Source organism: Albidovulum sediminicola (assembly GCF_025751575.1).
Taxonomy (GTDB): domain Bacteria; phylum Pseudomonadota; class Alphaproteobacteria; order Rhodobacterales; family Rhodobacteraceae; genus Albidovulum; species Albidovulum sediminicola.
Genome location: NZ_JAOWLA010000024.1, coordinates 1 through 22,349 on the forward strand (window position 1 = coordinate 1; position 22,349 = coordinate 22,349).

Here is a 22,349-nt window from a genome sequence, read left to right on the forward strand (position 1 = left end):
CCAAGGTCGCCGGCGCCATCACCCCCGTCCCCGGCGGCGTCGGACCCATGACCATCGCCTGCCTCCTCGCAAACACCCTCACAGCCTGCTGCCGCGCAAACCAACTCACCGAACCAGAAGGCCTCACAGCCTGAGAGAAAAGCCCCCAAAGGGAAGGAGCACTGACATGTCCCAGCGAATGATCGACATCATCGGCGGCGAGGCAGCGGTGCGGCAACTGGTCGAGGACTTTTACGATCTGGTGGAGACGCTTCCCGAAGGTGAGACCCTGCGGCAATTGCATCTTCGCGGCCACGGGCTGACCCATGTCCGCGAAGAGCAGTTCAACTTCCTCACCGGGTTTCTCGGCGGCCGTCGCTACTATCAGGAAAAGCACGGTCACATGGATCTGCGGCGGATGCACGCCCATGTTCCGATCGCGGTGCAGGATGCCGAGGACTGGCTGACCTGCATGGACAAGGCCCTGGAAGAGAACGGGCTCGCCGGGCCGGACATCGAGCGGTTGCGCGCCACGTTCCGCAGGATCTGCCTGATGCTCGTCAACGATCTGAAGGCTTGGGGCCTGCCGGGCGAATCGCAAGGCGGCACTGCCAATGCCTAGTCGTTCCGCCGCTGAACGGCAGGCCTGACGCCTGCGGAAACTGTCGGCCCGTCGATCCGGAATTTTCATGACGGGAAGTTTAATTGACCGAAGTCAATGACGCCTCGTGGTCCCGGTGCGAGAATGCGTCAAATTCATCGCAGATCAAGGTGACCCATGACCAAGAAGATTCTCTGCCCGACGGATGGAAGTGATCACGCAACCCAAGGGGTGCACAAGGCTGTCGAACTGGCGCGGCTGACGGGCGCTCAGCTGACGATCTGCGTCGTGAACATCGCGCATGGCGCGGTGCGCGGACCGCTGATCAGCCACTGGACCGACGAGGAGGTCGCCAAGCTTCTGAGCGACTCCGAGGCAGTCGCCAAGGCCGACGGGCTGTCCGAGGTGGGCACAGTGGAGCTTGTGGCCCGCGAACCGGCCCCGGCCATCATCTCCTACGCGGATGAAAATGGCTTTGACCACATCGTCATGGGGACCGGCGACAAGCGCGGCATGACGCGCCTCGTGCTGGGATCGGTCGCGTCGGACGTTGCCAGCCAGGCCCATTGCTCGGTCACCGTCGCGCGTTAAGCGCAATTGGCTTCGCGAGGCCCGTCCCCGTCTACCGGTCACGGGAGGCGCGGGACGGGTCCCGCCCATGTCTGCAATGACCAACCGGGGCTGCCCGAGGTCAAGGAATGGCGCCGCCTAGGTGGCGCCATTTTGCTTGTTACATGGTCTCAAGGCAGTGGCAGCAAAATTTTGATCAAATTATTTCGCACACTCTTGCGCCTTGCCCGGCCTGCTGGCACTGTCCGCGACCGAAAGTGAGGTGCATCATGATCGAGAAGCGCGAATTCTATATCAACGGCCAGTGGGTCGCGCCCGCGACACCGCGCGACTGGGCCGTGATCGACCCGTCGACCGAAGAGCCCTGCGCGGTGATCTCGCTCGGCGATCAGGCCGACACCGACGCGGCCGTGGCGGCAGCCAAGGCGGCTTTTCCGGCCTGGGCGGCGACGCCGCCCTCGGAACGCCGCGCAATCGTGGCGCGTATCCTCGAGCAATACGAGGCCCGCAAGGAGGAGTTCGCCCGCGCCATCTCGATGGAGATGGGCGCGCCGGTCGATTTCGCCCTGGAACAGCAGGCCCCCTGCCTGCCCTGGCACACCGGAAACTTCCTGCGCGCCTTCGATCATATCGAATGGGTCCGTCCGCTGGGCGCCCATGCCCCGGGCACAATGATCGCGCTGGAGCCCATCGGCGTCGTGGGGCTGATCACGCCCTGGAACTGGCCGGTGAACCAGATCGCGCTCAAGGCCATCCCGGCGATGCTTGCGGGCTGCACCTGCGTCCTCAAGCCGTCCGAGGAAAGCCCGCTGAACGCGATGCTGTTCGCGGAGTTCTGCCATGACGCGGGCGTTCCGCCGGGGGTCTTCAACCTCGTGAACGGCGACGGCGCCGGGGTGGGGACGCGCCTGTCAAGCCATCCCGATGTCGAGATGATCTCCTTCACCGGGTCGACGCGGGCAGGCCGCGCCATCACCAAGGCGGCGGCGGAAACGCTGAAGCGCGTGACGCTGGAACTTGGCGGCAAGGGGGCGAACGTGATCTTCGCCGATGCCGACGAAAAGGCCGTCAAGCGCGGCGTGCTGCACATGATGAGCAACACCGGCCAAAGCTGCAATGCGCCCTCGCGGATGCTGGTGGAGCGGGCGATCTACGACCGTGTGGTCGAGGAGGCCGCGGAGGTCGCCAAGGCGGTCAAGGTGGGGCCTGCGTCCGAACATGGCCGCCATATCGGGCCGGTCGTGAACAAGCGGCAGTGGGACCAGATCCAGGGCTATATTCAGAAGGGCATCGATGAGGGCGCGCGGCTGGTCGCGGGCGGTCTTGGTCTGCCCGAGGGGATGAACAAGGGCTATTACGTTCGCCCCACGGTCTTTGCCGATGTCAAACCCGGCATGACGATCGAGCGCGAGGAGATCTTCGGGCCGGTGCTGTCCATCGTTCCCTTCGAGGACGAGGCGGAGGCGGTGAGAATCGCCAACGACACGCCCTACGGCCTTACCAACTACGTCCAGACGCAGGACGCGGCGCGCGCGAACCGCATGGCGCTGGCGCTGAAATCCGGCATGGTCGAGATGAACGGCAAGCCGCGCGGGGCCGGGGCGCCCTTCGGGGGCGTCAAGGCCTCGGGCCGCGCCCGCGAAGGCGGGGTCTGGGGCATCGAGGAGTTCCTGGAGGTCAAGGCGATCTCCGGCTGGACCGCCGACCTCGCGGCGGAGTGACAAGGGGCCCGGCGCGGCCAGGGCATCGAGCCCCGGCCGCGCCGGACCGGCCTTGCCGGTCGGTACCGACCGGTGGGCGAAGCAAAACGACATTTCTTCGCTGTGGAATGTCGCGCCAAAGACTTCCCCGGCGGGACCGGCCCGCCGTAAGATCGCCACCGTCGAAGGCTCGGGGAGGTAGGACGATGGCGACGCAAGAGACGGCCCAAAGGGCCCGCCACGGCGGGCGCGAGGCGCGGCGGCGGGAGCGCACGCAGAAGGCCGCCGGCCTTGGAAGGCCCTATATCCTTCGCAACATCCCCACCTATGACATCCTGTCGGAGGAAAACCTCGAACGGATCGAGCGTGCCGCCGACCGCATCCTGGCCGAGACCGGGATCGCCTTCCGCGACGACCCTGTCGCGCTTGACCTATGGCGCGAGGCCGGCGCGACGGTCGAGGGCGAACTGGTGAAATTCGAACCCGGCATGCTGCGCGAGATCCTGCGCTCCGCCCCGGCGGAGTTCACCCAGCACGCCCGCAACCCGGAGAATTCGGTCCGTATCGGGGGGCGAAACGTCGTCTTTGCTCCGGCCTACGGCTCGCCCTTCGTGATGGACCTGGACCGGGGGCGGCGCTTCGGCACGCTTCAGGACTTCCAGAACTTCGTGAAGCTCGCGCAATCCTCGCCCTGGCTGCATCATTCGGGCGGGACGATCTGCGAACCGACCGACGTTCCGGTGAACAAGCGCCACCTCGACATGGTCTACGCCCACCTGCGCTACTCCGACCGCTGCTTCATGGGCTCGGTCACCGCCGAAGAGCGCAGCGAGGATTCGATCGAGATGGCGCGCCTCGTCTTCGGCCACGACTTCGTGGACGAAAACTGCGTGATCCTGGGCAATATCAACGTGAACTCGCCGCTCGTCTGGGACGGTACCATGACGAAGTCCCTGCGCGCCTATGCAAGCGCGAACCAGGCGGCGGTGGTCGTGCCCTTCATCCTGGGGGGCGCCATGGGGCCGGTCACCAATGCCGGAGCCATCGCGCAATCGCTGGCGGAGACGATGGCGGGCTGCGCGCTGACCCAGCTTGTGCGCAAGGGCGCGCCGGTGATCTTCGGGAACTTCCTGTCCTCGACCCAGCTCAAGACCGGCTCGCCCACCTTCGGCACGCCGGAGCCAGCGATCGGTTCGATGGTCGTCGGTCAGCTTTGCCGCCGGCTGAACCTGCCGATGCGCTGCTCGGGCAATTTCACCACCTCGAAGCTGCCCGATGCGCAGGCGATGACCGAGGGCATGATGTCGATGCTGGCGGCGATTCACTGCGGGACGAACTTCATCCTCCATTCGGCCGGCTGGCTCGACGGGGCGCTGTCGATGTCCTACGAGAAATTCATGCTCGACGCGGACGTTTGCGGCGCGCTCCACACCTATCTGGACGGCATCACGATCGACGACAATCAACTCGCCCTCGACGCTTTCGCCGAGGTGGGGCCGGGCAACCACTTCTTCGGGTCCGCCCATACGCTGGCCAATTACCAGACCGCCTACTGGGAAAGCGAAACCGCCGATAACGCGCCCTTCGAACAATGGGAGCTTGCGGGCGGCGACGACGCCGCAACGCGCGCCAACCGACTCTGGAAGCAACGGCTCAGGGAATACGAGGCCCCGCCGCTCGATCCCGGAATGGACGAGGCGCTGAAGGACTTCGTCGCGCGCCGCAAGGCCAGCATGGCGGACGCCTGGTACTAGGCCCGAACACCGATCGCCCCGGCCCCCCGCTGGGCCGGAACCCCGACTGAACGCCGAAAGAAAGCCCCGATGTCCGACCGTTCCACCTCCGCCCATCCGCACCTCCTGTCGTCGATCCAGTTGCGTGGCCAGACCTTGCGCAACCGCATCGTCTTTGGCGCGCATACCGCCAACATGTCCGACATGGGGCTGCCGGGGCCGCGCTTCGCCGGTTACCTGCTGGAACGCGCGCTGGGGGGCGCGGGGATGATCGTGGCCGAACCGATGCCGGTCCACCGCACGGGCGTCCTGACCCGCGGCAACTTCCTGCATTCGACGGACGAGGTCATCCCCCATTTCCGCAAGGTGACCGAGCCGGTGAAGGAGGCCGGAGCCGTCATCCTGCAACAGCTTTATCACATCGGCGCGCATGGCGATTCCGACCTCAGCTTCGCGCCCCACTGGGGCCCGTCGGGCGGGCCGTCCTACCACGACAGCGACGGCTCCCATGCCATGACCGAGGCAGAGATCGAGGAGCTGATCGCCGCCCATATCGCCGCCGCCGTCCGTTGCCAGAAGGCGGGCTTCCAGGGGGTGGAGGTCTGGGGCGCCTACCACTCGCTGCTCGATCAGTTCTGGACGCCCTGGTCCAACAAGCGGGACGACAGATGGGGGGGGAGCCTGGAAAACCGCACCCGCATGTCGCGCACGATCATCGAGGGCATCCGCCGCGCCTGCGGCGAGGATTTCATCATCGGCCTCGCGATCTCGACTTCGGACTCGCATGACGTGCTTCTGCAGGGCGAAAGCCTCGCCGAAGTCGTCGCCTGTCACGATGCGACCGGCCATATCGACTATGTGACCTGCGGCCACGGCGGCTATCTCGATTTCGAACGGCTCATGCCGACCTTCCTTTACGCCGAGAAGCTTACCGCCCCCTTCACCGAAGAACTGAAGAAGGTCGTCAAACACGCCAAGATCACCTCGGAGGCCCATGTCCGGACGCCCGAGAACGCCGAGGCGGTGATCGCCAGCGGTCAGGCCGACATGGTCTCGATCGTGCGGGGCCAGATCGCGGACCCGCACCTCGCGCGCAAGACGACCGAGGGCCGGGCCGAGGACGTGCGCGGCTGCATCTCCTGCAACCAGATGTGCTGGGGGCGGCGGTCGCGCGACTACTGGATTTCCTGCCTCATCAACCCCTCGGCGGGGCGCGAATTCGAATGGGGCGGCGACCGCTTCACCCCTGCCGAAAGCCCCCGCCGCGTGGTCGTGGTCGGCGCCGGCCCTGCGGGGCTTGAGGCCGCGCGGGTTGCGGCCGAACGCGGCCACCGGGTCGATGTCTTCGAGGCCCAACCCCGCATCGGCGGCCAGTTCCGCCTGGCCGGCGAACAGCCGCGCCGCGCCCAGATCCTTGAGTTGATGGACTGGTATGAGCGCCAGTTCGAGAAGCTCCAGGTCCGCCTGCACCTCAACACCTACGCGGAGACCGAGGACATTCGTGCCCTGTCCCCGGATGCGGTGGTGCTGGCCACAGGCTCGCTGCCGGATGAGAACGGTTTCCAGCGCTGGATGCCAGGCCATGACCGCCTGCCAGGGATCGACCGGGGCAAGGTCTGGTCACCCGAGGACGTGATGCGGCGTGAAGCGAAGCTGGGCGATGAGGTCATCCTCTATGACGAGGGCGGCAACTGGCGCGGCCTCGGCACCGCCTGGGCCATGGCCGAGCGCGGCCACCGCGTCACCATCGTCACGCCCGAGCCCTTCATCGGCAAGGAGCTTTCGCGCACCTCCTCCGATATCGGCCTGCGCCCGCGGCTGGCGAAACTGGGCGTCACCTTCCTGAGCGAACACCTGATCGCCGAATGGCACGGCGACGGCGCGACGGTGCGCAACCTGCTGACCGGAACCGAGACCCGGGCCGCGGCAAGTGCGCTCGTCATTTCGACGACGAACCGCGCCTTCGATCCGCTCTCTACCGCATTGGACGGGACCGAAACACACCTGATCGGCGATGCGGCCGCCCCGCGCCAGGCACCCTATGCCTTCCACGAAGGCCGCAAACTCGGTCTCGCGCTCTGATCTTCTTCTTTTCCTAAATATCCCGGGGGTCCGGGGGCCGCGCCCCCGGTGCCAGCCTCAGACCTGAAAAACCCGGCTCGGGTGCAACTCGCCAGACTTGTAGACCCCAACGGCGACCGCCTTGCCCTGGTAGCTCGCCCAGGCTTCCTCGCCCCAGTCCACGTCGGAGGCGAGCACCATGCCCGGATTGCCGTTCCTGAGCCGTGCCGCGCCCTCGGGCGTGGCCTTCAGCTCCGGCAGGTCCGCCAGCCCGACCTCCAGCGGCAGCAGCCGGGCGTCCAACGCCTCCGACTTCGCCTCCGCGTCGATCGTCTCGATGCTGACACCGTCACTGGCCTCGAAGGGCCCCGACCATTCCCGGCGCAGCCAAAGCACATGACCCAGGCACCCCAGCGCCTGCCCCAGGTCGCGGGCGATGGCGCGCACATAGCCGCCCTTTCCGCAGACCATTTCCAGTTCGAGCGTATCGGCGTCGGGGCGGGCGACGATCTCCAGCGACTCGACCCAAAGCGGGCGCGCCGCCAGTTCCATCTCCTCGCCCGCGCGGGCCAGGGCATAGGCGCGTTCGCCATCGACCTTCACGGCCGAAAACTGCGGCGGGACCTGCATGATCTCACCCCGGAAGGCGGGCAGGGCAGCCTCGATCTCGGCCTCGGTCGGGCGCTTGTCAGAGGTCGCGATCACTTCGCCCTCGGCGTCATCGGTGTTCGTCGCGATGCCGAGGCGCACTGCGAAACGGTAGCATTTCAGCGCGTCCGTGATGAAGGGCACGGTCTTCGTCGCCTCCCCCAGCGCGACCGCCAGAACCCCCGTCGCGGCCGGGTCGAGCGTGCCCGCATGGCCCGCCTTCTTCGCGTCGAGCGCCCAGCGGACCTTATTGACGACCGAGGTTGAGGTCATCCCGGCGGGCTTGTCCACCACCAGCCACCCCGAAACCTCGCGCCCCTTCTTGCGTGCCATGACTTGCCCCGTTCCTGCGCCCCGCCCCTGCGGAAGGCCGCCCCCTACCGAAGGAACGGGCCAGCGTCAATTCCCGTCGCCGTCCGCCGCCACGCTCAGGCCCACGATCGGTCCCATGGGAAAGCCGAAATCGTCGCGCCCAAGCTCCGGCGCATAAAGCCGCGAGATGTTGCCATCAAAGTATAGCGCGTTTTCCGCCCTCAGCGCCTCCTGGAACATGCGGGCGAATTCGTGGAAGGTCACCGGCCCGTCCGACATGGCGAAATAGGCCCTCTGGCCGTCCGCCGACACGCCCACGCCGTTCCGCAGGAAGCGGGATTCGCTTCCGGGCAGGAAGCGGGGATGGAGCATGCCGGACAGCACCAGCATCGGCCCCGACTGCGTGGCAAAGCGGCAGTCCGGGCGTGCCGCGTCGAAGGCCAGCGTTTCCTGCACGGTGAAGCCGTCCTCGAGGATGCAGAAGACACCGTTCGGCAAAAGGCCGAAGTTGCCCGGCCCGGCCGAGCGGATCAGCCGCGCCTTCTCCTCGTGCTCTTCGACATAGTAGCCGACGGGGGAGCGGTCGGGATGGTACATGCCCGCGTTCATCGCGAAGCGCAGCGCCTTGCCCTCGTCCGCAAGGGCCCCGTTGACCCGGTCGAAGGTGCCGAGCCTCTGTCCCTCGGCGTCATCCAGAAACAGCCTCAGGTCGGCGCCGGCGTCGGCTTCGCAGATGGCGTAGCCCGCGCCCTCGTAAGTCAGGTTGCGGCAGGTCTCGGAGGCGGCCGGAACCGACCAGAGCGCGAGCGCCGCGGCCAGCGCCAGTTCAGCGATCCGGCTCATCGTCCCCGTCATCGTCCGCGCCCTGCGCCGCATCGTCCGGGTGCCCCTCCACGTCGCGCCGGACCCGTTCGTCCGAGAACATGCGCCGTGCGTCGTCAAGCTTGTCGAAGGTCTCGTCCAGCATGAAGCGCAGTTCGGGCGCGAACTTCAGCGACATGCCCTTGGCCGCCATCCGGCGCAATTCACCCTTGTTGCGCTGCAAGGCCACCAGCGCCGCATCCGCGTCCCGGCCGCCCAGCGGCAGCACATAGACCATCGCCACCTTCAGGTCGGGGGAACAGCGCACCTCGCCCACGGTGATGGAGAAACGGTTCAGTTCCGGGTCGTGCACATCCCCGCGCGCCAGCACCTCGGAGAGCTTGCGCCGGATCAGTTCGCCGACGCGCAACTGACGCTGCGAGGGGCCTGCGGTGGAGGAGAAGCGGTTCTGAGCCATGCGCGTGGTTTAGTCCAACCGCAAAGGGCGTGCAACGGGCCTTTGCCAAGCCCGCGCGCAGAGGCTAAAGCTGGCCGACGACAGGCGAAAGGACCTATCCATGAGCGACGACACCCCCCTTCCCGGTATCGTGATCACCGGCGCTTCAGGCCGCATGGGCCAGATGCTGGTGAAACTCGTCGCCGCCTCGGACAAGGCGCGCCTGGTCGGCGCGGTCGAACGCGCGGGCCATCCCTGGATCGGCCAGGACATCGGCACCGCGATGGGCGGCGCCGCGCTCGGCGTCACCGTGACCGACGACGCGCTTGATGCCTTCGCGAAGGCCCAGGCGGTGATCGATTTCACCGCGCCCGCCGCCAGCGTCGAGTTCGCGGCCCTTGCCGCGCAGGCGCGCGCCGTCCATGTCATCGGCACCACCGGGCTTGAGGATGAACACCTGGCGGCCTTCCGCGCCGCCGCCCGCCACGCCGTCATCGTCCGCGCCGGCAACATGAGCCTTGGCGTGAACCTCCTGACGCGCCTCACGCGCAAGGTCGCCGAGGCGCTAGATGCCGACTGGGATATCGAGATCGTGGAGGCGCACCACCGCATGAAGGTCGATGCCCCCTCCGGTACCGCGCTGATGCTGGGCGAGGCCGCGGCAGAGGGACGCGGCATCGATCTTGCCAGCCACCGCGACTCGGGCCGCGACGGCATCACCGGCGCCCGCAAGCGCGGCGACATCGGCTTTTCCGCGATCCGCGGCGGCGACGTGGTGGGGGAACATGACGTGATCTTCGCCGCCGACGGCGAACGGATCGTCCTGCGGCACCTTGCGACGGACCGGGCGATCTTCGCGCGCGGCGCGCTCAAGGCCGCGCTCTGGGGCCAGGACAGGAAGCCCGGCGAATACGACATGATGGACGTGCTGGGGCTCTAGAACCCCGGCGCCTCTTCTTCATTGCCCAAATACCCCGGGGGTGCGGGGGCAGCGCCCCCGCCTTCGCGGGCTTCAGAAATCGACGGCGATGCCCTTCTTTTCCCAGTCGCCGTAGCGCACGGGCTCGGGACCGTCGCGTCCGCCAAGTTCGGTCGGAAGAGCCGGATCGGAGGCGTTGCGGCGCCGTTCCTCTGCCTCGGCAAGGGCGCGGCGGGCGGCGGCAGGCAGGTCCGGCTGTTCTTTTTCCGGCATGGGGCGGTCCCCTCTCGTTCCTTGTCTGGGCGTGCCGCCTGTTATACGCCCTGAGCGGGATCGGACAAGACCCGAGGGAGGCGAGAATGCGGGACAAGCAGACGGCACGGGCCGTGGCGGCGCGGCTGGTGGCCGGCGTCATGCAGGACCGCGTGACGCTCTCGGACCAATTGGCGCGCGGTGCGCTGGCGGCACTTGCGCCAGCCGACCGCGCCCGCGCGCAGCGGCTCGCGCTGATGACCCTGCGGCGGGTGGGCCCCGTCGACCGCGTTCTCAAACCGCTCCTGCGCAAGGAGCCGCCCGCGCTTGTCCGTGCCATCCTGCGCGTCGCCGTGGCCGAAATGCTGGCCGAGGGCGCCGAACCTCATGGCGTGGTGAGCGAGGCGGTGGCGAGCGTCCGGGCGGGCGGGCGCAAGCTCGAAGGGTTCACCGGGCTGGTGAACGCCGTCCTGCGCCGCGCCAGTGAAACCCCGCCCGGCGCCTTCGGCGCGCTTGCGCCGCAGGAGCTGCCGGCCTGGCTGCGCGGGCGGCTGATGTCGGCCTGGGGCAAGGCCGCGACCCAGGCGATGGAGGCCGCCCATGCCGCGGGCGCGCCTTTGGATCTGACGCCCCGCGATGGCGACGCAGCCGCGCTGGCCGTGCGCCTGGGCGCAACCGCCTTGCCCACCGGCTCGGTCCGTCTTTCGGCGCGCGCGCAGGTGAGTGACCTGCCCGGCTACGCTGCGGGCGAGTGGTGGGTCCAGGACGCCGCCGCCGCGCTGCCCGCCCGCGCCCTTGCCGTGCGCCCGGGTGAACGGGTGCTTGACCTTTGCGCCGCCCCCGGGGGCAAGACGCTGCAACTCGCCGCGGCCGGGGCGAGTGTCACCGCGCTCGACCTTTCCGCGCAGCGGATGGAACGGCTGCATCAGAACCTGGCCAGGTGCGGGCTCAGCGCCGAAACCGTCGTTGCCGATGCGCTGGGCTGGCAACCCGGGGCGCCCTTCGACGCGATCTTGCTCGACGCGCCCTGTTCGGCCACCGGCACCATCCGGCGCCATCCGGACCTGCCTTTCGTCCGCGATCCCGCCGGGCTGAAGGAGATCGTGGCGCTGCAGGCTGCGCTTCTGGACCGTGCGCTGGGCTTTCTCACCTCCGGAGGACGGCTGGTCTATTCGACCTGTTCCCTCCTGCCAGAGGAGGGCGAGCGGCAGGTGACGGCCGCGCTTGCGCGCCATCCGGGCCTGCGGGTCGAGCCGCTGGACCTGCCCGGAACGGAACCCGGCTGGGCCAGCCCCGAAGGCGGGCTGCGGCTGCGCCCGGACTATTGGCCCGGGCTTGGCGGGATGGATGGTTTCTACCTCGCCGTGCTCAGACCCAGCGGCTGACGGCGGCTTTTGACCGTGACAGGCGGGCGCGCGCGCCAGTAAGGTCGGGGCGGGACCCCGTCGGGAAAGAACGGAGAGCACAAGGGTGAGGCAGGGCGAGAGCGGGCAGCTGGCACGCACCGGGTGGGCCGATCGGCTGGCCTCGCGCCTGGCGGGGCTGGCCCACGCGCCCAAGGGCTTCGTCCGCCGACCGGAGCCCCGCACCATCGGCAGCTACGCACGGGGGCGGCAGCTCGTCTCCGGGACCTTCCAGCTTGCGGGATTCCTGGTCGAGGGGCTGGACCGCCCCATCTGGGATGTGTCGATGCCCGACCAGAGGTTCGAGGCGGAGCTTCACGGCTGCGCCTGGCTGGACGATCTGGCCGCCGTCGCGGACGCGTCCGCGCGGGAAAGGGCGCAATCCTGGGTCTTCGGCTGGATCCAACGCTTCGGCACGGGCGGGGGGCGGGGCTGGGCGCCCGAGCTGACCGGGCGGCGGCTGATCCGCCTGATCAACCACGCGCCGTTCCTGCTGGGCGGGCGGGATCAGGCCGATACGGCGGCCTTCTTCCGCTGCCTCGGGCTTCATACGACCTATCTCGCGCGCCGGTGGCGCGCCGCGCCCGAGGGGATCGCGCAGTTCGAGGCGCTGACCGGACTTATCTGCGCGGCGCAATCGCTGTCGGGGATGGAGGGCCATCTGCCCTCGGCCGCCGCGGCGATGGCGCGGCTTTGCAGCCGTCAGATCGAGCCCGACGGCGCCATCCCGACGCGCAACCCGCAGGAACTGATGGAGGTCCTGACGCATCTGACCTGGGCCGAGGCCGCGTTGAAGGAGGCGGGCCAGGCGGAGCCGCCCGCGCTGCGCGCCGCGATCGAGCGCATCGCGCCCACGCTCCGGGCGCTGCGCCATGCCGACGGGGGGCTCGCGCGCTTTCACGGCGGCGGGCGCGGCGCCGAGGGGCGGCTTGACCAAGCGCTGGCGTCGGCCGGGGGGCGGGCGGTGACCGCGCATGGCCTGGCCATGGGCTACGCACGGCTGGCCGCCGGGCGCACCACGGTGATCGTCGATGCCGCTGCCCCGCCGACGGGGCCAGCCTCCGACAATGCCCATGCCTCGACGCTGGCGATGGAGCTGACATCGGCGCGCAGGCCGGTGATCGTCAATTGCGGCTCGGGGGCGAGCTACGGGGCCGACTGGTGGCGGGCAGGGCGGGCGACGCCCTTGCACTCCACGCTTTGCATCCGCGGCCTCTCCTCCTCCCGCATCGAGTCCGCGGCCGGGCCGGAAGGCACCGGGCGCGGCGTCCTGGCAGAGGTTCCCGACCAGGTCTGGGCGCAGGTCGACAGCGACCTGGACGGCGTGCGGCTTTTGGGCGGGCACAACGGCTTCGGCCCCACGCATGGCATGACCCATGTGCGCGAGTTGACGCTGTCGATCGACGGGCGGCACCTGAAGGGCGAGGACACGCTTGGCGCGATGACGGCCCCTGACCGCAAGCGCTATGAAAAGGTGATCGCGCGCCTGGGGGCGGAGGGCATCCGCTTCGATGTCCGTTTTCACCTGCATCCGGACGTGGACGCCGCGCTGGACCTTGGCGGCACCGCGGTCTCGATGGCGCTGAAATCGGGGGAGATCTGGGTCTTCCGCCACGACGGCGTGGGGGAGCTGTCGCTGGAACCTTCCGTCTACCTTGAAAAGGGGCGCCTGAAGCCGCGCCCGGCGCGGCAGATCGTCCTTTCGGCCACTGTGGTCGACTATGCCTGCCAGTTGGGCTGGACCTTGGCGAAGGCTCAGGATACGCCCGCGGCCATCCGCGACACGCTTCGCGACGAAGACATCCCGAAACCCAGCTGAGGATCTGCCGTCCCCATGTCCGATACCGCCGCTCTCGCCCCCGTTCGCCGCGCGCTTCTGTCCGTTTCCGACAAATCCGGGCTTGTGGATTTCGCAAGGGGCCTGACCGAAAGGGGCGTGGCGCTTCTGTCCACGGGCGGCACCGCGTCGCTCCTGCGTCAGGCGGGGCTGGCCGTCACCGATGTCGCCGATGTCACGGGCTTCCCCGAGATGATGGATGGCCGGGTCAAGACGCTGCACCCGAAGGTGCATGGCGGGCTGCTGGCCCTGCGCGACAACGCCGACCACGTCGCGGCGATGGAAACCCACGGGATCGCGCCGATCGACCTGCTGGTCGTGAACCTCTATCCGTTCGAGGCGACGGTCGCGAAGGGCGCGGACTACGACACCTGCATCGAGAACATCGACATCGGCGGCCCGGCGATGATCCGAGCCGCGGCCAAGAACCACGCCCATGTCGCCGTCGTCGTGGATACCGAGGATTACGCCGGGGTTCTCGCGGACATGGACGCCCATGAGGGCAAGACGAGCCTTGCGCTTCGCCGCACGCTGGCGCAGCGCGCCTATGCCCGGACGGCGGCCTATGACGCGGCGGTCTCGACCTGGCTTGCGGCGGCCATCGACGAACCCGCCCCGCGCCGCCGGGCCTTTGCCGGGACGCTCGCCCAGACCCTGCGCTATGGCGAGAACCCGCATCAGGCGGCAGCCTTCTACACGGACGGCTCGCAGCGTCCGGGTGTCGCGACCGCGAAGCAGTGGCAGGGCAAGGAACTGTCCTACAACAACATCAACGACACCGACGCGGCTTTCGAGCTTGTCGCCGAATTCGACCCGGCGGGTGCGCCGGCCTGCGCGATCATCAAGCACGCCAACCCCTGTGGCGTGGCGCGTGGCGCGACCATGCTGGAGGCCTACCGGCGCGCCTATGACTGCGACCGCACCTCGGCCTTCGGGGGGATCATCGCGCTGAATCGGCCGCTCGACGCCGCCACCGCCGAGGAGATCTGCCAGATCTTCACCGAGGTCGTGATCGCGCCCGGTGCCGATGAGGCTGCCCGCGCCGTCTTCGCGGCCAAGAAGAACCTGCGCCTGCTGACCACCGAGGGCCTGCCCGATCCCCGCGCGGCTGGGCTCGCGTTCCGCCAGGTCGCGGGCGGGTTCCTGGTCCAGGACCGCGACAACGGCGTGATCTCGGCGGTGGACCTGAAGGTCGTCACCAAGCGCACGCCGAGCGAGGCGGAACTGGCCGACCTCCTCTTTGCCTGGAAGGTCGCCAAACACGTCAAGTCGAACGCCATCGTCTACGTCAAGGATGGCGCCACGGTCGGCGTCGGTGCCGGACAGATGAGCCGGGTGGATTCGACCCGCATCGCGGCGCGCAAGTCCGCCGACATGGCCGAGGCGCTGGGCCTGGCCGAGCCGACCGTCAAGGGATCGGTCGTGGCCTCCGACGCCTTCTTCCCCTTCCCCGACGGGCTGATGACCGCGGCCGAAGCCGGGGCGACGGCGGTGATCCAGCCCGGCGGTTCGATGCGCGACGCCGACGTGATCGCGGCGGCCGACGCGGCGGGCCTGGCCATGGTCTTCACTGGCCAGCGGCATTTCCGGCACTGAGGCCCCATGCGTCCCGCGGTTATCGTCGCGCTTGTGATCCTGCTGGCCGACCAGGCCAGCAAATGGGCCGTGGTGGAGGCGCTGGATCTGCGCACGCTTGGCCGAATCGAGGTCTGGCCGCCGTTCCTGACCTTCCAGATGGCCTGGAACGAGGGCGTGAACTTCGGGCTTCTTGCCAATGGCGCGGCGCTGACGCGGTGGTTCCTGATCGCGCTGGCCCTGGGGATCTCGGCCTGGGTCTGGCTCTGGATACGCGGGCCCGGTCACAGCGCGGCCTCACGCGCGGCGGCGGGGCTTCTGATCGGCGGGGCGATCGGCAATGTGATCGACCGCCTGCGCTACGGCGCGGTGGCCGATTTCCTGAACATGTCGGTGCCTGGCATTCAGAACCCCTATTCCTTCAACGTGGCGGACATCGCGATCTTTGTCGGCGCGATCGGCCTCGTCTTGCTGACGGGGCGGGACAAGACCCCGTGACGGCGCCCGACAGTTGCGCTAAGAGGGGGCAAGACAGGCGGAGAGGGACGGCTTCATGCGAGCAGCGACTGGCATCCAGGCAATCGCAATCGGCGCGATACTGTTGCTTGCGGCCTGCGGCGACAAGGACCCGAAGCTCCTGAATGTCCGCTCGCAGGGCCGGGGGCCGGACGAATTCGCCATCCTTCCCGTCAAGCCCTTGCAACTGCCCGAGGATATCGCCGCCCTGCCGGAGCCGACGCCCGGCGGCGCCAACCTGACCGACCCCACGCCCGAGGCCGACGCGGCCGTGGCGCTGGGGGGCAACCCGGCGCGTGCGGGCGGCGGCGATGGCGGGCTTTTCGCCCATGTCGGCCGTTTCGGCACCAGCGCGGGCATCCGTGAACAGCTTGCCGCCGAGGACCTTGAGTGGCGGCGCGACCACGACGGCCGCCTCTTGGAGCGGATGTTGAACGTGAACGTCTACTACAAGGCCTACGCGGACATGTCGCTCGATCAGTATCTGGAGCTGGAATACTGGCGCCAGCGTGGGGTCCGCACCGTTTCCGCCCCGCCGGCCGAACTCTACGAGAAGTGATCGAATTGCGCGCCGCGCGGGGTTGAAGCGCCGGGCATCCTGCGCAAGTCTCGCGCCAGCAACAATTCCGGGACCGGACCTCATGGCATTCAATCTGCGCTGGGCCACACTGGCCTTGGCCCTCGCCTTCCCTGCCCATGCCGACGAGGTTACGACCTTTCAGCTCTCGAACGGGCTCGACATCGTCGTGATCGAGGATCACCGCGCGCCGGTCGTCGTGCAGATGGTCTGGTATCGCGCCGGCGCCGCCGACGAGGCGCGCGGCGTGTCCGGCGTCGCGCATTTCCTTGAGCATCTGATGTTCAAGGGTACCGAAAAGCTCGCGCCGGGGGAGTTCTCCAAGACGGTGGAGGCCAACGGCGGGTCCGACAACGCCTTCACCTCCTGGGATTATACCGCCTATTACCAGCGCGTCGCCGCCGACCGGCTTGCCCTGATGATGGAGATGGAGGCGGACCGGATGCGCAACCTGCTGCTCTCGGAGGATGACTGGCGCACCGAACGCGAGGTCATCATCGAGGAACGCAACCAGCGCACCGACAGCGACCCCTCCGCGCTCTTCAGTGAACAACGGCGCGCGGCGCAGTACCTCAATCACCCCTACGGCACGCCGGTCATCGGCTGGCGCCACGAAATGGAGGCGTTGACGCGGCAGAACGCGCTCGACTGGTATCGAAAGTACTATGCGCCCAACAACGCGACGCTGGTCGTGGCGGGCGACGTGCAACCCGAGGCCGTGCGCGCCATGGCGGAGACCTATTACGGCCCGCTTGCCCCCAGCCCCGAGATCGTGGAGCGCGACCGGGTCAAGGAGCCGCCGCAACTGGCGGAACGGCGCCTGAGTTATTCCGACCCGCGCGTGTCGCAGCCGGTCCTGCTGCGGACCTATCTCGCGCCCGAACGCGACGCGGGCGCCCAGGAAAAGGCCGCGGCCCTGACCATGCTGGCCGCCCTTCTTGGCGGCAGTTCCCAGACCTCGGTCCTGGGGCGCAAGCTCTTGTTCGAAACCAAGGAGGCGATCCAGGTCGGCGCCTTCTACGACGGCACCTCGCTCGACGACACGACCTTCGGGTTCTATGTCGTCCCGGCCGAGGGCGTGACGCTCGCCCAGGCCGAAACAGCGCTGGACGACACGATCGCGTCTTTCCTTGAAACCGGGGTCGATGCCGCGCAGTTCGCGCGCATCAAGGCGCAGATCCACGCCGACCAGATCTACGCGCGCGACGATACCGAGGGGCTCGCGCGCCAGTATGGCGAGGCGCTGACGACGGGGCTGACCGTGAAGGACGTGCAGGACTGGCCCGCCACCCTGGACGCCGTGACCGAGGCCGATGTGCTGGCCGCCGCGCGTGAGGTCCTGGACCGCCGCCATGCCGTAACCGGCTGGCTCATGCGGGACGGCCAAGAGGAGACGATGCAATGATCCGGGCGCTTTTCGCGGGCCTTGCCGCGTTGCTTCTGGCCGGGCCGGTCCTGGCGGAGGTCAAGGTCCAGCAGGTCACCTCGCCCGGCGGCTTCCACGCCTGGCTGGTCGAGGAACATGCGCTGCCCTTCACCGCGCTTGAAATTCGCTTTCGCGGCGGCACCAGCCTCGACCGGCCCGGCAAGCGCGGTGAAACCCGGCTGATGGCGGCCCTGATCGAGGAAGGCGCGGGCGATCTGGATGCCCAGGCCTTCGCCGAGGCGCGCGAGGCGCTGGCCGCCGAGTTCAGTTTCGATGCCTGGGATGACGCGCTGTCGGTCTCGGCCCGGTTCCTGACCGAAAACCGCGATGCCTCGGTCGCGCTTCTGAAATCTGCCCTGACGCAGACCCGCTTCGACCAGGACGCGCTTGACCGCGTGCGGGGGCAGGTGATCTCGATCATCCAGCAAGACGCAAAAAGCCCCAACCGCATCGCCACGCAGGAGTTCGACCGGCTTGCCTTTGGTGACCATCCCTATGGCTCCTCGCGCAACGGCACCGTCGAAACCGTCTCCGACCTCACGCGGGAGGACATGTTCGAGGCGCAGGACCGGATCATGGCGCGCGATCGCATGGTGATTGCCGCCGTCGGGGATATCACCGCCAGTGAACTGGGCACGCTCCTTGACAGCTTGCTTGGCCCGCTGCCGGAAATGGGGGCAATCATCCCGCCGCCGGCCGAGTTCCAGTTGCAGCCCGGCATCAGCGTGATCGACTACGCCTCGCCGCAATCCGTGGTGCTTTTCGGGCAGCAGGGGATCAAGCGCGAGGACCCGGATTTCTTCGCCGCCTTCGTCCTTGACCAGATCGTCGGTGGCCAGGGCTTCGCCTCGCGGCTGATGGAGGAGGTCCGGGAAAAGCGCGGGCTGACCTACGGCATCGGCACCTATCTGGCGCCGATGGACCTGGCGGAGACCTGGCAGGGCTCGTTTGCCTCCGCCAATGAAAAGGTGGCGGAGGCGATCGCGGTCGTGCGCGACGAATGGGCCAAGGTCGCCGTCGAAGGCGTGTCCGAGGCGGAACTGGCGGCGGCCAAGACCTACCTGACCGGCTCCTATCCGCTGCGTTTCGACGGCAACGGCCCGATCGCCGATATCCTCGCGGGGATGCAGCTTGACGGGTTGCCGGTCGATTACCTCGTCAACCGAAACGCCTATGTGGAGGCGGTGACGGCGCAGGACGTCAAGCGTGTCGCCGCACGTCTGATGGATGCTGGGGCGCTGCGCTTCGTCGTGGTGGGTCAGCCGCAGGGGCTTCAGGCGACGGAGTGATCGGCATGGCCGAATCTTTCCGGCCATGCTAATCCTTGTGGGATGAACGCCCCTAACCCCAACATACGCGCCGATCGCCCCGTCATTCGCCAGCTTGAAGAGGCGGTGATCAACCGCATCGCGGCAGGCGAGGTGGTGGAGCGTCCGGCCTCCGCCGTCAAGGAACTGGTGGAAAACGCGCTTGATGCGGGCGCGCGGCGCGTGGACGTGGCCTATGCCGATGGCGGCAAGACCCTGATCCGGGTGACCGACGACGGCTGCGGCATGACGGCGGAGGACCTGCCGCTAGCGCTGTCACGGCACGCCACGTCGAAGATCGACGGGTCCGACCTGCTCGACATCCACAGCTTCGGCTTCCGGGGGGAGGCGTTGCCCTCGCTGGGCTCCGTCGGGCGGCTCACCATCACCTCGCGTGCCGCGGGGGCGGAGGCGGCGCGGATCGCGGTCACGGGCGGGCGCGTGGAACCGGTGCGCCCCGCGGCGCTGAACCGGGGCACCGTGGTCGAACTGCGCGACCTCTTCTACGCCACGCCCGCGCGGCTCAAGTTCCTGCGCACCGACCAGGCCGAGGCGCAGGCCATCGCCGATGTCGTGCGCCGTCTGGCCATGGCGGAACCCTACGTCTCCTTCACGCTGCGCGACCTGTCGGGCGGGGGCGAGGGGCGGGTGATCCTGCGCGCCGACGGCTGCCAGGGGGAGCTTTTCGATGCGCTGGGCGCGCGGCTGGCGACGCTGCTCGGCGCCGACTTCACCGAGAACGCGCTTCGGATCGAGGCGGAGCGCGAAGGGCTGCGGCTGACCGGCTACGCGGCGCTTCCCACCTATTCGCGCGGCGCCGCGGTCGAACAGTTCCTGTTCGTCAATGGCCGCCCGGTGCGCGACAAGCTTCTGATCGGGGCGCTTCGGGCGGCCTATGCGGATGTTCTAAGCCGCGACCGTCATCCGGCGGCGGTGCTTTTCGTGTCCTGCGAGCCCGAGCGCGTCGATGTGAACGTCCACCCCGCCAAGGCGGAGGTGCGGTTCCGCGAGCCCGGGATCGCGCGGGGGCTGATCGTCTCGGCGCTGCGCCATGCGCTGGCGGGCGCGGGGCACCGGGCCTCATCCACCGTCGCGGGGGCGACGCTCGGCGCCTTCCGTCCCGAGGCCCCCTCGACCCCGCGCGTCTACCAGATGGACCGCCCCGCACCCTCGGTCCTGCGTGCGGCAGCGGCCCTTCAGGCGCCGCTGGGACCGGAACTGGCAGAGGCGTCGGCGCGCTTCGTCCCCCTGCCCGAAGAGCGCGGCGAAACACCCGACGTGGTCAATCATCCGCTGGGGGCCGCGCGCGCGCAGGTCCATGAAAACTACATCATCGCCCAGACCGAAACCGGCATGGTCATCGTGGACCAGCACGCCGCCCACGAACGGCTGGTCTATGAGAAGCTCAAGCGCCTGCGCGATGCGGCGCCGGTCCCGGCCCAGGCGCTTCTGATCCCGGAAATCGTGGACCTGTCGCCGTCGGACGCGGCGCTGCTGCTCGATCATGCCGAAACGCTGGCGGGTCTGGGGCTGGTCATCGAACCCTTCGGCGGCGGCGCGGTCGCCGTGCGCGAAACCCCCGCCATTCTGGGCGAGGTCGATGCACGCGCCCTTCTGCGCGACATCCTGGACGAATTGGCGGACCAGGGCAGCAGCCAGAAGCTTCAGGCGAAGATCGACGCGGTGCTGTCGCGCATGGCCTGCCACGGCTCGGTCCGCTCGGGCCGGCGGATGCGGGTCGAGGAGATGAACGCGCTTCTGCGCGAGATGGAGGCGACCCCGCTTTCGGGCCAGTGCAACCATGGCCGGCCCACCTATGTCGAACTGCGGCTTGCAGATATCGAGCGGCTGTTCGGACGGACATGATCACCTTTCGCGGACAGACCTATGCGCTTGACGACCCTGCGGTGCTGATTGCGGGCGGGGTGCTGCTTCTGGTCGTGCTAATCCTCGTGACGCTGCGCGCGGTCGGGCGGTCGGCCCGGATGGCCGAACCGATGCTGCGCCAGATGCAGACGCTTGATGCGCGGGTGCAGTCGCTCTCGGACGGGCAGCAGCAGTTGTCGGGCGGCCTCATGCATGTGTCGGAGGCCCAGGCGGCCAGCCAGGCGCGGGTGCTGGCGCTGATGGAAAGCCGCCTTTCGGACGTCGCCAAGGGGATGAGTGACAGCTTGCACGGCAGCGCCACACGCACGGCGCGCTCGCTTGGTGAGTTGCAGCAGCGGCTGGAGACGATCGACAAGGCCCAGGCCAAGATCGAGAAGCTGTCGGGCGATGTGCTCTCGCTTCAGGACATCCTGTCGAACAAGCAGACGCGCGGCGCCTTCGGAGAGATCCAGCTCAACGACATCGTGCACAAGGCGCTGCCGGCGGACGCCTTCACCATGCAGGCGACAATGTCGAACGGGCGGCGGGCGGACTGCCTGGTCCATCTGCCGAACCCGCCCGGCCCCATCGTCATCGATTCAAAATTCCCGCTGGAAGCCTATGAGGCGCTGCGCCGGGCCACCAACAACAGCGAGGCGATCGAGGCGCAGCGCATGCTCAGGATCGCGGTGCGCGGCCACGTCAAGGCGATCAGCGAACGCTACATCATCGAGGGGGAGACGGCGGACGGCGCGCTGATGTTCCTGCCCTCCGAGGCGGTCTATGCAGAACTGCACGCCAACTTCCCAGAGGTCGTGCGCGAGGGGTTCGCCGCCAAGGTCTGGATCGTCTCGCCCACGACCTGCATGGCGACGCTGAACACGATGCGCGCGGTCTTGAAGGATGCGCGGATGCGCGAACAGGCGGGTGCGATCCGCAAGGAACTGGCGCTTCTGCACGCCGACGTGGACCGGCTGGGCACGCGGGTTGAAAACCTCGACCGGCATTTCGGACAGGCGGCAAAGGATATCGAGGATATCAAGATTTCCGCCGACAAGGCCGGACGGCGGGCCAAGCGGCTCGACAATTTCGACTTCGAGGAACTGGCGCCCGATGCGGACACTCCGCGCGTGGTGCCGATCGCGCGGGATCAGTAATAGGTCCGAGCCGCGTGGCGGTCGGGCAGGTCCAGATGCGGCGTCGCCCCGAACTGCGCCAGGTGGAGCGTGTCGCCGTCGAAGACGAAGCGATGGACCGAGGTGTTCATGATCCGAAGGAACATCCGCGCCTTCATCTCGGCCTCAAGCCCCAGCGCCAGCGCGCAGAGCGTCGCGATCACCCCGGTCGAAGTGACGAGGACCGCGCCCGGCCCGTCGCGGGCGGCGTCGGTCAGCGCGCCGAAGACGCGGGCGCGGAAGTGGTCGTAGGTTTCATGGTCGGGGGCGGCGTGTCCCTCCCTCCACATCTGCAGGACCTGGGGGACATGGGCGGCGAAGGCCATCGGTCCATCGGGGAAGGGGATGCCGTCGCGCGCCTCAAGCGCCTTCGACAGCGCGAAGTAGTCAAGCTCATTCAGCCGCGGGTCCTCCCGCTGCGGGCGCGCGTCGAGGTTCAGCCCCGCCGCCGTTTCGCGCTGCCGCCGCATGGAGCCCGACACCACGCGGTCGAAGCCGCCGATGCTGCGCAGGTGCTCGCCCAGCCAGCGCGCCTGCTGATGGCCGAGGGAGGAGAGCCGGTCATACTCGGCCTCGTTTCGGGCGTGGGAGTTCGCCTGGCCATGGCGGATCAGCGTCAGCGCGGTCATGGCAT

The 22,349-nt window shown here is 68.5% G+C and carries 20 protein-coding genes and 1 pseudogene; 16 read left to right on the plus strand and 5 right to left on the minus strand.

All coding sequences use genetic code 11. The features are described 5' to 3' along the window. The 6 genes and pseudogenes from OE647_RS18315 to OE647_RS18340 form a co-directional block, all read left to right on the plus strand. Positions 1-134, plus strand: a pseudogene (locus OE647_RS18315) (bifunctional methylenetetrahydrofolate dehydrogenase/methenyltetrahydrofolate cyclohydrolase); the annotation flags it as partial. A 32-nt stretch (positions 135-166) separates the two neighbouring features. Then, the gene (locus OE647_RS18320; protein ID WP_263723209.1) at positions 167-601 is read left to right on the plus strand and encodes a group II truncated hemoglobin; all 435 of its coding nucleotides are present in this window, start codon (positions 167-169) and stop codon (positions 599-601) included. Between the two features lie 156 nt (positions 602-757). Continuing rightward, positions 758-1,171 carry a universal stress protein gene (locus tag OE647_RS18325; protein ID WP_263723210.1) on the plus strand — a complete coding sequence of 138 codons (414 nt, stop codon included), beginning with the start codon at positions 758-760 and terminating at the stop codon, positions 1,169-1,171. Between the two features lie 248 nt (positions 1,172-1,419). Then, entirely contained in the window at positions 1,420-2,871 is a 1,452-nt protein-coding gene (locus OE647_RS18330) for an aldehyde dehydrogenase family protein (protein ID WP_263723211.1), read from the plus strand. Positions 2,872-3,056: 185 nt separating this feature from the next. Further along, entirely contained in the window at positions 3,057-4,604 is a 1,548-nt protein-coding gene (locus OE647_RS18335) for a trimethylamine methyltransferase family protein (RefSeq protein ID WP_263723212.1), read from the plus strand. 69 nt (positions 4,605-4,673) lie between these two features. Continuing rightward, positions 4,674-6,665 carry an FAD-dependent oxidoreductase gene (locus OE647_RS18340; protein WP_263723213.1) on the plus strand — a complete coding sequence of 664 codons (1,992 nt, stop codon included), beginning with the start codon at positions 4,674-4,676 and terminating at the stop codon, positions 6,663-6,665. Positions 6,666-6,722: 57 nt separating this feature from the next. Here OE647_RS18340 and truB read toward each other — a convergent pair whose 3' ends face one another. From truB to rbfA, 3 genes are all read right to left on the minus strand, one after another. Then, positions 6,723-7,625: a tRNA pseudouridine(55) synthase TruB gene (gene truB, locus OE647_RS18345; RefSeq protein ID WP_263723214.1), complete on the minus strand. Its 903-nt coding sequence runs from the start codon at positions 7,623-7,625 to the stop codon at positions 6,723-6,725. 66 nt (positions 7,626-7,691) lie between these two features. Further along, complete coding sequence (locus tag OE647_RS18350) at positions 7,692-8,447, minus strand: phosphodiester glycosidase family protein (RefSeq protein ID WP_263723215.1); 756 nt, start codon at positions 8,445-8,447, stop codon at positions 7,692-7,694. Beyond that, positions 8,431-8,883, minus strand: coding sequence for a 30S ribosome-binding factor RbfA (gene rbfA, locus OE647_RS18355; protein ID WP_263723216.1), 453 nt, complete (start codon positions 8,881-8,883; stop codon positions 8,431-8,433). Before rbfA ends, OE647_RS18350 begins: the two co-directional genes overlap by 17 nt. A gap of 100 nt (positions 8,884-8,983) precedes the next feature. Between rbfA and dapB the strand changes: the two genes are divergently transcribed. After that, positions 8,984-9,802 carry a 4-hydroxy-tetrahydrodipicolinate reductase gene (gene dapB / locus OE647_RS18360; RefSeq protein WP_263723217.1) on the plus strand — a complete coding sequence of 273 codons (819 nt, stop codon included), beginning with the start codon at positions 8,984-8,986 and terminating at the stop codon, positions 9,800-9,802. 72 nt (positions 9,803-9,874) lie between these two features. Here dapB and OE647_RS18365 read toward each other — a convergent pair whose 3' ends face one another. Next, the gene (locus tag OE647_RS18365; RefSeq protein ID WP_263723218.1) at positions 9,875-10,054 is read right to left on the minus strand and encodes a DUF1674 domain-containing protein; all 180 of its coding nucleotides are present in this window, start codon (positions 10,052-10,054) and stop codon (positions 9,875-9,877) included. 86 nt (positions 10,055-10,140) lie between these two features. On the opposite strand from OE647_RS18365, the gene OE647_RS18370 reads away from it, so the two are divergent. The 9 genes from OE647_RS18370 (at position 10,141) to OE647_RS18410 (ending at position 21,697) form a co-directional block, all read left to right on the plus strand. Further along, a complete protein-coding gene (locus OE647_RS18370) occupies positions 10,141-11,418 on the plus strand; it encodes an RsmB/NOP family class I SAM-dependent RNA methyltransferase (protein ID WP_263723219.1) in 1,278 nt (425 codons plus the stop codon). 85 nt (positions 11,419-11,503) lie between these two features. Beyond that, positions 11,504-13,255, plus strand: a complete 1,752-nt coding sequence (locus OE647_RS18375; RefSeq protein ID WP_263723220.1) for a heparinase II/III family protein — start codon at positions 11,504-11,506, stop codon at positions 13,253-13,255. Between the two features lie 15 nt (positions 13,256-13,270). After that, positions 13,271-14,869, plus strand: coding sequence for a bifunctional phosphoribosylaminoimidazolecarboxamide formyltransferase/IMP cyclohydrolase (gene purH / locus OE647_RS18380; RefSeq protein ID WP_263723221.1), 1,599 nt, complete (start codon positions 13,271-13,273; stop codon positions 14,867-14,869). 6 nt (positions 14,870-14,875) lie between these two features. After that, complete coding sequence (gene lspA / locus OE647_RS18385; protein ID WP_263723222.1) at positions 14,876-15,346, plus strand: signal peptidase II; 471 nt, start codon at positions 14,876-14,878, stop codon at positions 15,344-15,346. Positions 15,347-15,401: 55 nt separating this feature from the next. Continuing rightward, entirely contained in the window at positions 15,402-15,923 is a 522-nt protein-coding gene (locus OE647_RS18390) for a DUF3035 domain-containing protein (RefSeq protein ID WP_263723223.1), read from the plus strand. 82 nt (positions 15,924-16,005) lie between these two features. Further along, on the plus strand, positions 16,006-17,346 hold the full coding sequence (locus tag OE647_RS18395) for a M16 family metallopeptidase (RefSeq protein WP_263723224.1): 1,341 nt from the start codon (positions 16,006-16,008) through the stop codon (positions 17,344-17,346). Continuing rightward, positions 17,343-18,656 carry a M16 family metallopeptidase gene (locus tag OE647_RS18400; RefSeq protein WP_263723225.1) on the plus strand — a complete coding sequence of 438 codons (1,314 nt, stop codon included), beginning with the start codon at positions 17,343-17,345 and terminating at the stop codon, positions 18,654-18,656. Before OE647_RS18395 ends, OE647_RS18400 begins: the two co-directional genes overlap by 4 nt. A gap of 42 nt (positions 18,657-18,698) precedes the next feature. Beyond that, the gene (gene mutL / locus OE647_RS18405) at positions 18,699-20,540 is read left to right on the plus strand and encodes a DNA mismatch repair endonuclease MutL (protein WP_263723226.1); all 1,842 of its coding nucleotides are present in this window, start codon (positions 18,699-18,701) and stop codon (positions 20,538-20,540) included. Continuing rightward, positions 20,537-21,697, plus strand: coding sequence for a DNA recombination protein RmuC (locus OE647_RS18410; protein WP_263723227.1), 1,161 nt, complete (start codon positions 20,537-20,539; stop codon positions 21,695-21,697). Before mutL ends, OE647_RS18410 begins: the two co-directional genes overlap by 4 nt. On the opposite strand, the gene OE647_RS18415 is transcribed toward OE647_RS18410, so the two are convergent. Beyond that, the gene (locus tag OE647_RS18415) at positions 21,691-22,344 is read right to left on the minus strand and encodes a histidine phosphatase family protein (protein WP_263723228.1); all 654 of its coding nucleotides are present in this window, start codon (positions 22,342-22,344) and stop codon (positions 21,691-21,693) included. The genes OE647_RS18410 and OE647_RS18415 overlap by 7 nt on opposite strands. Positions 22,345-22,349 lie beyond the last annotated feature (5 nt).